This window comes from Mesorhizobium sp. NZP2298, assembly GCF_013170825.1.
GTDB lineage: Bacteria > Pseudomonadota > Alphaproteobacteria > Rhizobiales > Rhizobiaceae > Mesorhizobium.
In genome coordinates this window covers 3,396,231-3,409,699 of record NZ_CP033365.1, presented here as the reverse complement: position 1 = coordinate 3,409,699, position 13,469 = coordinate 3,396,231, and the positions used below count along the sequence as shown (strand labels likewise).

The 13,469-nt window shown below is 64.3% G+C and carries 9 protein-coding genes; 7 read left to right on the top strand and 2 right to left on the bottom strand.

Annotated elements, in window-relative coordinates; all coding sequences use genetic code 11:
- The first annotated feature begins 63 nt into the window (after positions 1-63).
- The 7 genes from EB231_RS16550 to EB231_RS16520 all read left to right on the top strand — a co-directional run bounded on the left by EB231_RS16550 (position 64) and on the right by EB231_RS16520 (position 12,678).
- Positions 64-5,562 carry an alpha-2-macroglobulin family protein gene (locus tag EB231_RS16550; protein ID WP_172349746.1) on the top strand — a complete coding sequence of 1,833 codons (5,499 nt, stop codon included), beginning with the start codon at positions 64-66 and terminating at the stop codon, positions 5,560-5,562.
- 212 nt (positions 5,563-5,774) lie between these two features.
- The gene (gene pbpC / locus EB231_RS16545; RefSeq protein WP_172349745.1) at positions 5,775-7,865 is read left to right on the top strand and encodes a penicillin-binding protein 1C; all 2,091 of its coding nucleotides are present in this window, start codon (positions 5,775-5,777) and stop codon (positions 7,863-7,865) included.
- Positions 7,858-8,586, top strand: coding sequence for a M15 family metallopeptidase (locus EB231_RS16540; protein WP_172349744.1), 729 nt, complete (start codon positions 7,858-7,860; stop codon positions 8,584-8,586). The genes pbpC and EB231_RS16540 overlap by 8 nt, the downstream gene beginning before the upstream one ends.
- Before the next feature lie 209 nt (positions 8,587-8,795).
- A complete protein-coding gene (locus EB231_RS16535; protein ID WP_056571863.1) occupies positions 8,796-9,824 on the top strand; it encodes a sulfate ABC transporter substrate-binding protein in 1,029 nt (342 codons plus the stop codon).
- Between the two features lie 71 nt (positions 9,825-9,895).
- On the top strand, positions 9,896-10,747 hold the full coding sequence (cysT, locus tag EB231_RS16530; protein ID WP_172349743.1) for a sulfate ABC transporter permease subunit CysT: 852 nt from the start codon (positions 9,896-9,898) through the stop codon (positions 10,745-10,747).
- Entirely contained in the window at positions 10,740-11,624 is an 885-nt protein-coding gene (gene cysW / locus EB231_RS16525; RefSeq protein WP_172349742.1) for a sulfate ABC transporter permease subunit CysW, read from the top strand. Before cysT ends, cysW begins: the two co-directional genes overlap by 8 nt.
- A gap of 13 nt (positions 11,625-11,637) precedes the next feature.
- Positions 11,638-12,678 carry a sulfate/molybdate ABC transporter ATP-binding protein gene (locus tag EB231_RS16520; RefSeq protein WP_172349741.1) on the top strand — a complete coding sequence of 347 codons (1,041 nt, stop codon included), beginning with the start codon at positions 11,638-11,640 and terminating at the stop codon, positions 12,676-12,678.
- Between the two features lie 15 nt (positions 12,679-12,693).
- Here the strand turns inward: EB231_RS16520 and EB231_RS16515 are convergent, their stop codons facing one another.
- The gene (locus EB231_RS16515) at positions 12,694-13,092 is read right to left on the bottom strand and encodes a type II toxin-antitoxin system VapC family toxin (protein WP_172349740.1); all 399 of its coding nucleotides are present in this window, start codon (positions 13,090-13,092) and stop codon (positions 12,694-12,696) included.
- On the bottom strand, positions 13,092-13,367 hold the full coding sequence (locus EB231_RS16510) for an antitoxin (protein ID WP_172349739.1): 276 nt from the start codon (positions 13,365-13,367) through the stop codon (positions 13,092-13,094). The genes EB231_RS16515 and EB231_RS16510 overlap by 1 nt, the downstream gene beginning before the upstream one ends.
- Positions 13,368-13,469 lie beyond the last annotated feature (102 nt).

Below are 13,469 nucleotides of genomic sequence, written 5' to 3'. Positions count from 1 at the left end.
GCGTTGACAAGCTCGACTGAAGCTTGAACATGCCCGGACGTCTGCAATTGTCTGGAGGGTGTTATGGCAATGCGCACGGCTCGTGGTCTGTCGATTCTGATCCTTCTTTTCTTCGCCTGGGCCAATGCCTTGGCCTGGAACGGCATCGCGCAAGCGGCCGAGGCCCGGCGAATCGCAACGACCGACAATTCCGATTATTTCGGCTTCGATCTGCGATCCGACCAGAATGTCACCCTCGACCAGTGCAAGACAACATGCCTTGGCGACCCGGCCTGCCGCGCCTTCACTTACAACACCAAGGCCAAATGGTGCTTCCTCAAATCCGACTACAACCAGCTGAAGCCCTTCAACGGAGCAGTTGCCGGCAAGATCGTCAACATTGACGGCGATCCGGATATCGGCGCGCCGCCGGAACTCGCCTTCTTCCCCAACTGGATGGCCGATCAGGCGCAGCAATACCGCAACAGGCTGCTTGGCCCGGCCTATGACAAGCCGACCGAAGGCATGGCGGCCCTGATCAACGCGGCCGAGCAGGCCGTGCTGACCGGCGACCATCGTTCCGCCATGCAGAAATACGAGGCCGCGGTCTCGGTAATGCCCGATGATGGCCAGCTCTGGCTCAATCTGGCGCGCGAAACGCTGGCCGTGCAGCCCGCCGCCAACACCTCCGAAGCGTCTACCTTGCCGATGAACGCCACTTCGGCCGCCTTCAACGCCTACAAGCTTTTGCGCACCACCAAGACCCGCGCCGATGTGCTGGCGCTGCTCGGCGCCGGCCTCGACAAGCGCGATCTCTATCGGCCTGCCCTGCAGGCCTATGAGGCAAGCCTTGCGCTCGTAACGTCCCCCGCCGTCCAGGCCGACTATGCCGATCTGAAGGCTCGCAAGGGTTTCCGCGTCATCGACCACAGCGTCGATGCCGACACCAGCGCGCCGCGCATCTGCGCGCAATTCTCCGAGGATCTGGTCAAGACCGGCGTCGACTATGCGCAGTTTGTCACCGTCGACAACGCGCCGCCGAAGGGCGTCGAGGCCAAGGACAAGCAGATCTGCGTCGAAGGGCTCGAACACGGCCAGCATTACGAGGTGACCTTCCGCGCCGGCCTGCCGGCGGCGATCGGCGAAGTGACCGCCGCTCCCGTGGTGCTGTCGATCTATGTGCAGGACCGCGCCCCGTCCGCCCGCTTCACCGGTGACAGTTTCGTGCTGCCGGCCGGCGCGCGCCGCGGCATTCCGGTCGTTACCGTCAACATGAACGCCGCCGAAATGAAGCTCTACCGCATCGGCGACCGTTCGCTGGCGCAGCTTCTGTCGGGCTACCAGTTCCTGCACCAGCTCGACGGCTATGACATCTCCAACATTTCCGAGCAGATGGGCGCGCCGGTCTGGCAGGGCCAGCTCGACATCGTCAACGACCTCAACAAGGAAGTCACCACCTCCTTCCCGGTCGACGAAGCGCTGCCGCAGCGCAAGCCGGGCGTCTATGTGCTGACCGCCCAGGCCGTCAACGACAAGAGCGACAGCTACAATTCGCTGGCCACCCAGTGGTTCGTCGTCTCCGACATCGGCCTGTCGACCTATACCGGCCAGGATGGGCTCAATGTCTTTGCCCGTTCGCTGGGCTCGGCCAAGCCGATCGCCGGCGCCGAACTGACGCTGGTTGCCAGGAACAACGAGGTTCTCGGCACCGCGACGTCGGATGCCGAGGGCTACGCCGTCTTCAACCCCGGCCTGACACGCGGCGACGGCGGCATGGTGCCGGCCGTGCTGATGGCCAAGCAAGGCGACAATGATTTCGTCTTCCTCGACATGTCCAAGGCCGGCTTCGACCTCTCCGACCGTGGCGTCACCGGACGCGCCGCACCCGGCGCGCTCGACGTCTATGCCTGGACCGAACGCGGTATCTACCGCGCCGGCGAGGATGTCCATGTCGCCGCCCTTGCCCGCGATGGCGCCGCCAAAGCGGTTGAGAACCTGCCGCTGACCTTCATCTTCTCGCGCCCCGACGGCGTCGAGGACCGCCGCATCGTCAGCGACGGCGCTTCGGCCGGCGGCCATGCCGTCGACCTGCCGCTTGAACCCAATGCCATGCGCGGCACCTGGTCGGTGTCGATCTACACCGACCCAAAGCAGCCGGCGGTCGCCAGCCAGATGTTCCTGGTCGAGGACTTCGTGCCGGATCGCATCGAATTCGACATGAAGGCCGACAAGCAGGAGATCGAGCGCGGCGAAACCGCCAACATCAACATTGACGGCCGCTTCCTCTATGGCGCGCCGGCGGCGGGCCTGGCGCTTGAAGGCGAACTGACGCTGTCGACCGCGCGCGACTGGGACCGCTTCCCCAACTTTTCCTTCGGTCTCGCCGACGAGCAGTCGGCGGAGCCGACGGTAACGCCGCTCACCAACCTGCCCGTCGTTGGCGATGACGGCAAGGCGACCTTCCCGATCTCCGTTGACCAATTGCCCTCGACCACCAAGCTGGTCGACGGCAAGGTGACGGTGCGCATGCGCGAAACCGGTGGCCGCGCCATCGAACGCTCGCTCAACATCGGCATCCGCCCGCAAGGCCATATGATCGGCATTAGACCGGACTTCGCCGATGGTGAAGTGCCGCAGGGCGGCACGGCCAAGTTCAGCCTGATCGCCGTTGACCCCGATGGCAAGCGCGAGGCACTGAAGGGCGCGCAGTGGACGCTGGTCAAGGTCGAACGCAGTTACCAATGGTACCGCTCCAACAATTCGTGGAACTACGAGCCGGTTACCTTCACCAAGTCGATCGCCAATGGCCAGGTCGACCTCAACGCCGAGGGCGACGCCACCGTCTCCGTGCCGGTCGACTGGGGCCAGTACCGGCTCGAGGTCGAGACCTCGGATCCCGAGGGGCCGGCGACCAGCTATGAATTCGACGCCGGCTGGTATGTCGCCTCGACGACCACCGAAACGCCTGACGGACTGGAGATCGCCCTCGACAAGGACAACTATGCCGCGGGCGAAGTGGCCAAGCTGAAAGTCTCGCCGCATTTTGCCGGCGAACTTCTGGTCAATATCGGTTCCGACAAGCTCTTGAAGACCATCACGGCGACCGTGCCGGCCGGCGGCAGCACCGTCGATATTCCGGTTGGCGACGATTGGGGTGCCGGCGCCTATGTCACGGCCACCCTGTTCCGGCCGGGCGATGCGCAGGAAACGCGCATGCCGGCCCGCGCCATCGGCGTGAAATGGCTGACGGTCGATCCGGGCTCGAAGAAGCTCGCGGTCACCTTGACGCCGCCGGCCAAGACGATGCCGCGCCAGCAGCTGTCTATCCCGGTTTCCGTGGCCGGCGTGCAGCCGGGCACGAACGCCTACGTCATGGTTGCCGCCGTCGATGTCGGCATCCTCAACCTGACCAACTACAAGGCGCCGGACCCTGAGAACTGGTTCTTCGGCCAGCGCATGCTGGGCATGGAGATCCGCGACATCTATGGCCGCCTGATCGATGGGTCGCTCGGCACCACCGGCAAGCTCAGGACCGGCGGTGACGGCGCCAACATGCAGGCGCAAGGCAGCCCGCCGACCGAGAAGCTGGTCGCCTTCTTCTCCGGCCCGGTCGAACTCGACGCCGACGGCAAGGCGCGGATCGACTTCGACATTCCGCAGTTCAACGGCACCGTGCGCGTCATGGCCGTCGCCTGGACCAAGGAAGCGGTCGGCCATGCCCAGTCCGATGTGATCGTGCGCGATCCGGTAGTCATCACCGCCGGTCTGCCGCGCTTCCTGGCGCCTGGCGACAACGCCGTCATGCGGCTTGACGTGGCCGACACCGACGGCCCGGCCGGCGACTATGCCTTCTCGATCGACACGACCGGCGACCTGTCGACGGGCGACAAGCCCCTGCCCCAGAAACTGACGCTCGCCCAGGGCAAGCGCCAGACGCTGACCGTGCCGCTGATCGCGAAGACGGCGGGCAATGCCTCGCTTACCATCAAGCTGGCGCATGCCGACGGCACCAAGGTCGAGCAGACGCTCTATGTGCCGGTACGTCCGGCGCAATTGCCGGTCACCACGCGCCTTGTGGTCGACCTCAAGGGCAATGGCGGCGCGCTGCGCGTCGACAAGGAGCTGCTTGCGGCAAGCCTGCTCGAAGGCGCCTCCGTCAGCGTCGGCGTTTCGCAGGCGGCAGCCTTCGACGTGCCCTCGCTCCTGATGACGCTCGACCGCTATCCCTATGGCTGCGCCGAACAGACCACCAGCCGCGCCATGCCGCTTCTCTATGTCAACGAGATGGCCTCGGGCATCGGCATGGAAAGCGACCCTGACCTGCACGGCCGTATCCAGGATGCCATCTACAAGGTGCTGAGCTATCAATCCTCGAGCGGCAGCTTCGGCCTCTGGGGCCCGGGCTCCGGCGATCTGTGGCTCGACGCCTATGTCAGCGAGTTCCTGACCAGGGCGCGCGAGCAGAAATACGACGTGCCGGCTCTGGCCATGAACCAGGCGCTGAGCAATCTGCAGAACTCGCTCGGCTACGACCAGAGCGTACAGGACCGCGGCAGCGAGATCGCCTACGCCCTTTACGTTCTGGCCCGCAACAAGAAGGCCTCGATCGGCGATCTGCGCTACTACGCGGACACCCAGCTCGAAGCCTTCACGAGCCCGATGGCCGTTGCCCAGCTGGCGGCGAGCCTTGCGCTCTACGGCGACACCCAGCGCTCGGAAGCGACGTTCAAGACCGCGCTGCAGCTCGCCAAGTCGCAGACCGACTATGACTGGTACCGCTCCGACTACGGCTCGGCGCTGCGTGACGGCGCGGCGATGCTGTCGCTGGCGGCGGAATCGAAGCCGGTTTCGACGGTCGTGCCTGAACTGATCAAGCTGGTGACCAGGCAGCGCGCCGAAGTGCGCTGGACCAGCACCCAGGACGATTCCTGGATGCTGCTGGCGGCCCGTGCGCTGAAGGAAGGCAATGATTCGATCACTCTGACCGTCAACGGCGCGCCGCATTCGGGCGGCTATTCCAACCAGGTCAACGGCTCCGAGCTGGTCGATAGCCCGCTCGAAATCGCCAACACCGGCAAGACCCCGCTGCAGGCCGTCGTCACCACCGTGGCGTCGCCGATCCAGCCCCTGCCGGCCGGCGGTGATGGCTTCACCATCAGCCGTACCTACTACAAGCTCGATGGCACCGAAGCCAATGTCACCGAGGCCACCCAGAACGAACGCTATGTCGTCGTGCTCAAGGTCACCGAACAGAACAGCTGGCCGTCGCGCCTGCTGGTCACCGACCTCCTGCCCGCCGGCTTCGAGATCGACAATCCCGGCCTGGTTTCCAGCGCGCAATTGACGAACTTCTCCTGGCTGGCACAGACCGACGCCGCGCATCTCGAATTCCGCGACGACCGTTTCGTCGCGGCGTTCAACCCGGCCGATGGCGAGCACGACCACAATCTGACGCTCGCCTATGTCGTGCGCGCCGTGACGCCGGGCACCTATGCCCATCCGGCGGCAACGGTGGAAGACATGTACCGGCCGCAATTCTCGGCCCGGACCGCCACCGGCATGATGGAGATCAAGGCGCCGTAAGGTGCCTTGGCGAAGATGAACACGCCGATGGAACTGTCCCTCATCCGCCTGCCGGCACCTTCTCCCCGTATAGTGACGGGGAGAAGGGGACTGTGCCGATCGTCGGCACCAATTCTGCAACTTTGGAAATTGGCGAAAGCTTCAGTGAAGGCCCATTTCTCCCCGTCTCTATACGGGGGGAAATGCCCGGCAGGGCAATGAGGGCCAGCGCCATGCTTTCAAGAAAACTTCTTCGCCGCGCCGCCATAACGCTAGCTTCCTGCGCCGGCATTCTCGCGGTCTCCGCCGCTACCCTTTGGGAACTCGACCGCGCCTTCCCTCCCCCCTTGCCGGCGGAGCTCACCGTCTCGACGGAAGTCCAGGACCGCGATGGCCAGCTGTTGCGCGCCTTCGCCACGCCGGACGGCTACTGGCGGCTCGAAACCCATCTCGACCAGGTCGACAAGCAGTTCGTCGACATGCTGGTCACCTATGAGGACAAGCGCTTCTGGGACCATGAGGGTGTCGACGTGCTGGCGCTTTGCCGAGCCGCCGGCCAGTTCGCAACCAGCGGCCACATCGTCTCCGGCGGCTCGACGCTCTCGATGCAGCTTGCGCGCCTGATCGAGCCGCGCGAAAGCCGCACCCTCGGCTCCAAGGTCAAGCAGATGCTGCGCGCCATCCAGATCGAGCGGCGGCTGTCCAAGCGCGAGATCCTCGAACGTTATCTGACACTGGCGCCCTATGGCGGCAACCTGGAAGGCGTGCGCGCCGCTTCGCTCGCCTATTTCGGCAAGGAGCCGAAGCGGCTCACCGTCTCCGAAGCCGCCTTGCTCGTGGCGCTGCCCCAATTGCCGGAAAAGCGCCGGCCCGACCGCAATCTCGAAATCGCCCACGCCGCCCGCGACCGGGTGCTGACCCGCATGGTGTCCTCGGGCCTGATCGGCGAACGCGAGGCGGCACGCGCCGCCCTCGACGACGTGTCTGGCCTGCGCCGCACTCTGCCGGCACTTGCCCCGCACGCCGCCTATGCGATGCTGCCCAGGGCCGTTCCCGGCCAGCCGCTCAAGCTGACGATCCGCAAAAGCGTCCAGCAAGGATTGGAGCAGGTGGCGCGCGACGCCGCCACCAAGCTCGGGCCGCGCCTCTCCGTCGCCATGGTGCTGGCCGATTCCCGAACCGGCGACATCCTTGGCGAAGTCGGCTCGGCCAATTTCTTCGATTCCAGCCGCTCCGGCTGGATCGACATGACCAAGATCGTGCGTTCGCCCGGCTCCACGCTGAAGCCGTTCATCTATGGCCTCGCCTTCGAGCAGGGACTGGTGGCGCAGGAAACGCTGATCGAGGACAGCCCGGTCGATTTCGGCGGCTACAGGCCCAAGAACTTCGACATGGGCTACCAGGGCGATGTCAGCGTCCGCCAGGCGCTGCAACTGTCGCTCAACGTGCCGGCGATCCGCGTGCTCGACGCGGTCGGCCCGGCGCGGCTCACAGCGCGCTTCCGCCAGGCCGGCGTCAATCCGATCCTGCCGGTCAACGAGGCGCCCGGCCTGGCCATCGGCCTTGGCGGCGTTGGCGTCACGCTGCGCGATCTCGTGCAACTCTATACGGGCCTCGCCAATGGCGGCAAGACGCACACGCTGCATGACGGCACCGAGCCCGCCAATGCCGAACGCACCACCGCCACCATCCTCAACGACCAGGCCAACTGGCAGATCATCGACATATTGTCGGGCGTGAAACCGCCGGAAGGCGCCCTGCAGCGCGGCATCGCCTACAAGACCGGCACGTCCTACGGCTACCGCGACGCATGGTCGGTCGGCTTCGACGGCCGCTATGTGCTGGGCGTCTGGGTTGGCCGTCCCGATGCCAGCGCCGTGCCGGGCCTCTCCGGCTATGTCTCGGCGGCCCCGATCCTGTTCGAGGGCTTTGTCCGCTCCGGCCTCGCCACCGTGCCGCTGCCGGGCAAGCCGCCTGGCGCCTTCACCCCCAAGCGCGAGGATCTGCCGGTGACACTCGCCCGCTTCGGCGCCGGTGCCGACGGGCTGGTGCAGGCGACACCGACCGAGCCCGCCCCAACCATCATCTTCCCGCCGGACGGCGCCCGTGTCGATCTCGCCACGAATTCGCCCGATGCCTCGCCGCTGGTGCTGAAACTGCAAGGCGGCCGCGCGCCGTTTCGCTGGCTGGCCAACGGCAAGCCGCTCACTGGCATCGATCGACGCCGCACCGCGACCTGGCTGCCCGATGGCGCGGGCTATTCGACGTTGACGGTGATCGACGCGGCCGGGCGAGCGGCCAGCGTGAAAGTGTTCGTTGAATAGAGTGCACCAGGCGATTCTGCGCGTTGGCTTTTACGCGCTGACGGTCGCTCCCGTTCTGCCGGCACATGCCGACCCCCTCCCAACCGGCTTCGTTCGGCTCGCCGATATCGATCCCTCCATCCGCCAGGACATTCGTTACGCCGGACCGGACGATTTCCTGCACCGCAAGGTGAATGGCTACGACGCACCGATCTGCATTCTCACCCGGCAGGCGGCGCAAGCTCTTGCCGGCGTCCAGCAGGCGATCGCCGCGAAAGGCCTGACGCTGGTCGTGTTCGACTGCTACCGCCCTGCCCGCGCTGTCGCCGACATGGGCGAATGGACGCGAGCGGGCGGTCCACCCGACCCGCAATGGTATCCCAGGGTCCGGCGTGGCGATCTCATCGCCAAGGGGTATGTCGGTGAACTGTCAACCCATTCGCGCGGTTCGACCGTCGATGTCGCGATTGCGCGGGTCGACGGTCCATCCGTCTCCAAACCTGCCTGTGGCGCCATCGATGCCGATACACTCGACTTCGGCACCGGTTTCGACTGTTTCGACCCGATGAGCGAGACAGCGCACAGACCGCTCGGCAGTCAAGTGACAGCAAACCGCAAGCGGCTTGTCGAGGCCATGCTTGCCGGCGGCTTCAAGAACTACGCCCGCGAATGGTGGCATTTTACGCTCGGGCACGAGCCCTTTCCAAAGCAGCGCTTCGATTTCCCGGTGAGCGCCGAGTAATTGCCGGACCAAGCCCAAACGGCCTTGCCGCGGCATGGCGCATCTCTAGATAGGACCCTCTAGTCCGCGTAGTGCGTCGGCGAGGAAGATATTTCCCGATGTGGCGGAAGATCGTCGAAGATTTTCTTCAGGAGGGCAAAAAAGGCAACATTCGATGCATCTAATTTCTATCAATTCGCTAGATTTGGCGCGGTTCAACGGAGGCGGAAATGACCAAACCTCATTTCAGGAAACTGCTCGGCGCACTGGTCGCCACATCTGTCCAGTTCGGCACGCTCGGTTTCGCGTTCGCCGACACCACCATCCTCAACGTGTCCTATGATCCGACACGCGAGCTCTACAAGGCCTATGACGAGGCTTTCGTCGCCCATTGGAAAGCCGAGACCGGCGAGACGGTGACGATCCAGCAGTCGCATGGCGGATCGGGTGCCCAGGCCCGCGCCGTGATCGACGGCCTCGACGCCGACGTGGTCACGCTGGCGCTCGAGGGCGACATCAACGCCATCGTCTCGAAGTCGAAGAAGATCAATCCCGACTGGCGCAAGAAATTCGAAAACAATTCAGCGCCTTACACCTCGACCATCATCTTCCTGGTTCGCAAGGGCAATCCCAAGGGGATTCACGACTGGAATGACCTCGTCAAGGACGGCACCCAGGTGATCACCCCCAACCCCAAGACCTCGGGTGGCGCACGCTGGAACTATCTGGCCGCCTGGGCCTATGCCAATGCCCATGACGGCGGCGACGAGGCCAAGACCAAGGAATTCGTCGGCAAGCTTTACGCCAATGCCCCGGTTCTCGACACCGGTGCGCGCGGCTCGACCGTCACCTTCGCGCAAAAGGGCATCGGCGACGTGCTGATCGGCTGGGAAAACGATGCCTATCTGGCGCTCGACGAATTCGGCGCCGACAATTTCGAGATAGTCTATCCGCCGACGTCGATCCTGGCCGAGCCGCCGGTGGCGATTGTCGACGCCAACGTCGATGCCAAGGGCACGCGCAAGGTGGCCGAGGCCTATCTCGGCTGGCTCTATTCCAAGGAAGGCCAGACGATCATCGCCAAGAACCACTATCGTCCGGCCAAGCCCGAGCTCGTCGCACCAGCGGATCTGCCCAAGACCCCCGACATCAAGCTGATCTCGATCGACGATCCGCTTTTCGGCGGCTGGAAGAAAGCGCAGCCTTATCATTTCGGCGACGGTGGTATATTCGACCAGATCTACAAGCCGGCCCAGTGAGGTTCGGTTGTGCTGAGGAAGCTAGCTTCAAGCAAAGTCCGGTTGAATAAGAAGGGACGATCCAGAATTTCATGACGACAGCTCCCGCGCAGGCGGGGTGGCGGTTCAAGCAGCCGAGTGTCATTCCGGGTTTCGGATTGACGCTCGGCTTCTCGCTTGCCTACCTCACCCTCATCATCCTCATTCCGCTATCCGGGCTGATCTGGCGCTCGGCCTCTCTCGGCTGGGCTGAATTCTGGGCGATCGCCAGCGACCGCCGCACCATCAATGCGCTGGAAATCAGCTTCGGCACCGCCTTTCTCGCGGCTGCCGTCAATGTCGTCTTCGGCACGCTCGTCGCCTGGGTGCTGGTGCGCTACCGCTTTCCCGGCCGCCGCATCGTCGACGCAATGGTCGACCTGCCCTTCGCGCTGCCGACCGCGGTCGCCGGTATCGCGCTGACCACGCTCTACGCGCCGAACGGCTGGATCGGCAAATTGCTGATGCCGCTCGGCATCAAGGTCGCCTACACGCCGCTCGGCATCGTCGTCGCACTGGTCTTCATCGGCCTGCCCTTCGTCGTACGCACCGTGCAGCCGATCATGGAGGAGATCGACAAGGAGGTGGAGGAAGCCGCCGCCACTCTTGGCGCCAGCCGCTTCCAGATCATCACCCGTGTGCTGTTCCCGGGCCTGGCGCCGGCCATCATCACCGGCTTTTCGCTGGCGTTCGCGCGCGGCGTCGGCGAATACGGCTCGGTCATCTTCATCGCGGGCAATTTGCCCTACAAGTCCGAGATCGCGCCGCTTTTGATCGTCATCCGGCTGGAGGAGTACAACTATCCGGCGGCGACCGCGATCGCGGCGATCATGCTCGCTCTGTCGTTCGTCATGCTTCTGGTCGTCAATCTCGTGCAGACATGGAGCCGCAAGCGCTATGGCTGATCCCGAAATCAAATCCTACGAACCGTATCATGAGAGCCGCTCGGCGGCGGTGACCGAAAGCCGTCCGGCACAAGCCGTGCTGATGGCCATCGCCTTCGTCTTCCTCGGCGTCTTTCTGCTCTTGCCGCTGATCATCGTCTTCCACGAAGCGCTGGCGAAAGGCGTCGGCGCCTATACGCAAGCGCTGGGCGAGCCGGACGCACGCTCGGCCATCCGCCTGACGCTGCTCGTCGCGGCAATCTCGGTGCCGCTCAATGTCGTCTTCGGCATCTCCGCCGCCTGGGCCATCGCCAAGTTCGAATTCAAGGGCAAGGCGTTCCTGACCACGCTGATCGACCTGCCCTTCTCAGTCTCGCCGGTCATCTCCGGCCTGGTCTATGTGCTTTTGTTCGGCGCTCAAGGGTTGCTCGGAGATTGGCTGAAGGGACATGGCATCCAAATCCTGTTCGCCGTGCCAGGTATTGTGCTGGCCACCGTCTTCGTCACATTCCCCTTCGTCGCCCGCGAACTGATCCCGCTGATGCAGGAACAGGGCAATGGCGATGAGGAGGCAGCCCTTTCGCTCGGCGCCAATGGCTGGCAGACCTTCTGGTATGTGACGCTGCCCAATGTCAAATGGGGCCTGCTCTATGGCGTGCTCCTGTGCAACGCCCGCGCCATGGGCGAATTCGGCGCGGTGTCGGTGGTGTCGGGCCATATACGCGGCCTGACCAACACCATGCCGCTGCATGTCGAAATTCTTTACAACGAGTACAACGCGGTCGGCGCCTTTGCCGTCGCCTCACTGCTTGCCGGGCTGGCGCTCGTCACGCTGGTCTTGAAAACACTGCTCGAGATGCGCTACGGCGCCGAACTCGCCGCGACGCGCGGACACTGACAGAGGGATTTGTATGGAAGTTCGCGTTGCCAACGTGCGCAAGGAGTTCGAGCGGTTTCCGGCGCTCCACGACGTATCGCTCGACATCAAGTCGGGCGAACTGATCGCATTGCTGGGGCCGTCCGGCTCCGGCAAGACGACGCTGCTCAGGCTGATCGCCGGGCTGGAGCGGCCGACCCGTGGAAAAATCTTCTTCGGCGACGAGGACGCTTCGCAGAAGTCGATCCAGGAGCGCAATGTCGGCTTCGTGTTCCAGCATTATGCACTGTTCCGGCACATGACCGTGGCTGACAATATCGGCTTCGGCCTGAAGGTCCGGCATGGGCCTTCGCGGCCGCCGGCACAGGAAATCCGCCGCCGCGCCTCCGAGCTTCTCGACCTCGTCCAGCTTTCAGGGCTGGAGAAGCGCTATCCGGCGCAGTTGTCTGGCGGCCAGCGCCAGCGTGTCGCGCTGGCCCGCGCCATGGCGATCGAACCCAAGGTGCTGCTGCTCGACGAGCCGTTCGGCGCGCTTGACGCGCAGGTGCGCCGGGAACTGCGCCGCTGGCTGCGAGAGATCCATGACCGCACCGGCCACACCACCGTCTTCGTCACCCACGACCAGGAAGAAGCGCTGGAACTCGCCGACCGCGTCGTGGTGATGAGCCAGGGCCGCATCGAACAGGTCGGCACCGCCGACGACATCTACGACACCCCGAACTCGCCCTTCGTCTATGGCTTCATCGGCGAATCGAGCTCGCTTCCCGTCAAGGTCGAGAACGGCGAGATCTGGCTCACCGACCGTCCGATCGGGCTCTCGGCGCCGCACGCGCCCGAGGGCGAGGCGACGCTCTACTTCCGCCCGCACGATGTCGAATTGCTGGATGGCTGCAGCGGCTGCATCGCCGGCACGGTCGCCGCCAGCCGCCGCGTCGCGGGCACGCGCCGGGTGGAGCTCGAGATCGGCGGCGATCGCCAGCGGGTCGAGATCGAACTGCCCGTCGATCATCCAGCGGCACAGAAAAGCCGGGTGGCGTTCCGTCCCGGGCGTTGGAAGCTATTTCCGGTAGTCTGATCTTCGGGTCAGGCGCTATTCCAGCCAGTTCTCGACCTTCAGCTTCCCTATCCGGGTGAACTCCCCAATATTGGCCGTCACCAGCGTGGTACCCAATACACAGGCGTGAGCGGCAATAAAAAGGTCATTGTGGCCAATGGGTTGGCCAACGGACTCCAACTCGGCGCGAAGTGCGCCGTACTCGGCATCCACGGGCACGTCGAGTGGCAAGACAGGGATCTCGGCCAGCAGGTCCTCGACCTTCTTGAGGAGCTTGGCCGACCCCTTCCTGGCGCAGCCATATCGCAATTCAGAGGCGACGACGATGCTGGTGCAAACAGCCGCGTCTCCTTCGCGCACCATTGCACTGGCGGCCTTGCCGGCCGGGTTGCGGATCATGTCGCTGATAATGTTCGTATCCAGCATGAACCGCATCAAAGAATGTCCTCAGCTTCAACGGGCGCATCCTTGATCTCGGGAAAGTCGTCCTCAGGACCAAGCGGTGGCTCTTTCGCCCATTGGGCGAGCAGCGCGGTAAGGCCGGGTTTGCGGAGCGGCTCGATGACAAGGCGGTCGCCTTCGCGGCTGATCAGAACCTTCTCGCCGGGAAGCTCGAACTCGACAGGAATGCGCACCGCCTGGCTGCGATTGTTGCGGAACAGCTTCGCCTCCTTCGGTGGCGGCGTTGTTGAATGACGGTGTTGGGGCATGGTTGCTTCCGTTTGTATATGCCATATGTATATGCCAAACGACAGCCTTGGACAAGGAACAAAAACGCAGGCCGAAGTGTCATCTGGAACAGAATTCTAAGG

What these genes read in the sequence shown, in the direction of transcription:
- EB231_RS16550 (WP_172349746.1), top strand. Translation starts at nt 64, where the DNA reads ATGGCAATGCGCACGGCTCGTGGTCTGTCGATTCTGATCCTTCTTTTC.
- pbpC (WP_172349745.1), top strand. Translation starts at nt 5,775, where the DNA reads ATGCTTTCAAGAAAACTTCTTCGCCGCGCCGCCATAACGCTAGCTTCC.
- EB231_RS16535 (WP_056571863.1), top strand. Translation starts at nt 8,796, where the DNA reads ATGACCAAACCTCATTTCAGGAAACTGCTCGGCGCACTGGTCGCCACA.
- cysT (WP_172349743.1), top strand. Translation starts at nt 9,896, where the DNA reads ATGACGACAGCTCCCGCGCAGGCGGGGTGGCGGTTCAAGCAGCCGAGT.
- cysW (WP_172349742.1), top strand. Translation starts at nt 10,740, where the DNA reads ATGGCTGATCCCGAAATCAAATCCTACGAACCGTATCATGAGAGCCGC.
- EB231_RS16520 (WP_172349741.1), top strand. Translation starts at nt 11,638, where the DNA reads ATGGAAGTTCGCGTTGCCAACGTGCGCAAGGAGTTCGAGCGGTTTCCG.
- EB231_RS16515 (WP_172349740.1), bottom strand. Translation starts at nt 13,092, where the DNA reads ATGCGGTTCATGCTGGATACGAACATTATCAGCGACATGATCCGCAAC.
- EB231_RS16510 (WP_172349739.1), bottom strand. Translation starts at nt 13,367, where the DNA reads ATGCCCCAACACCGTCATTCAACAACGCCGCCACCGAAGGAGGCGAAG.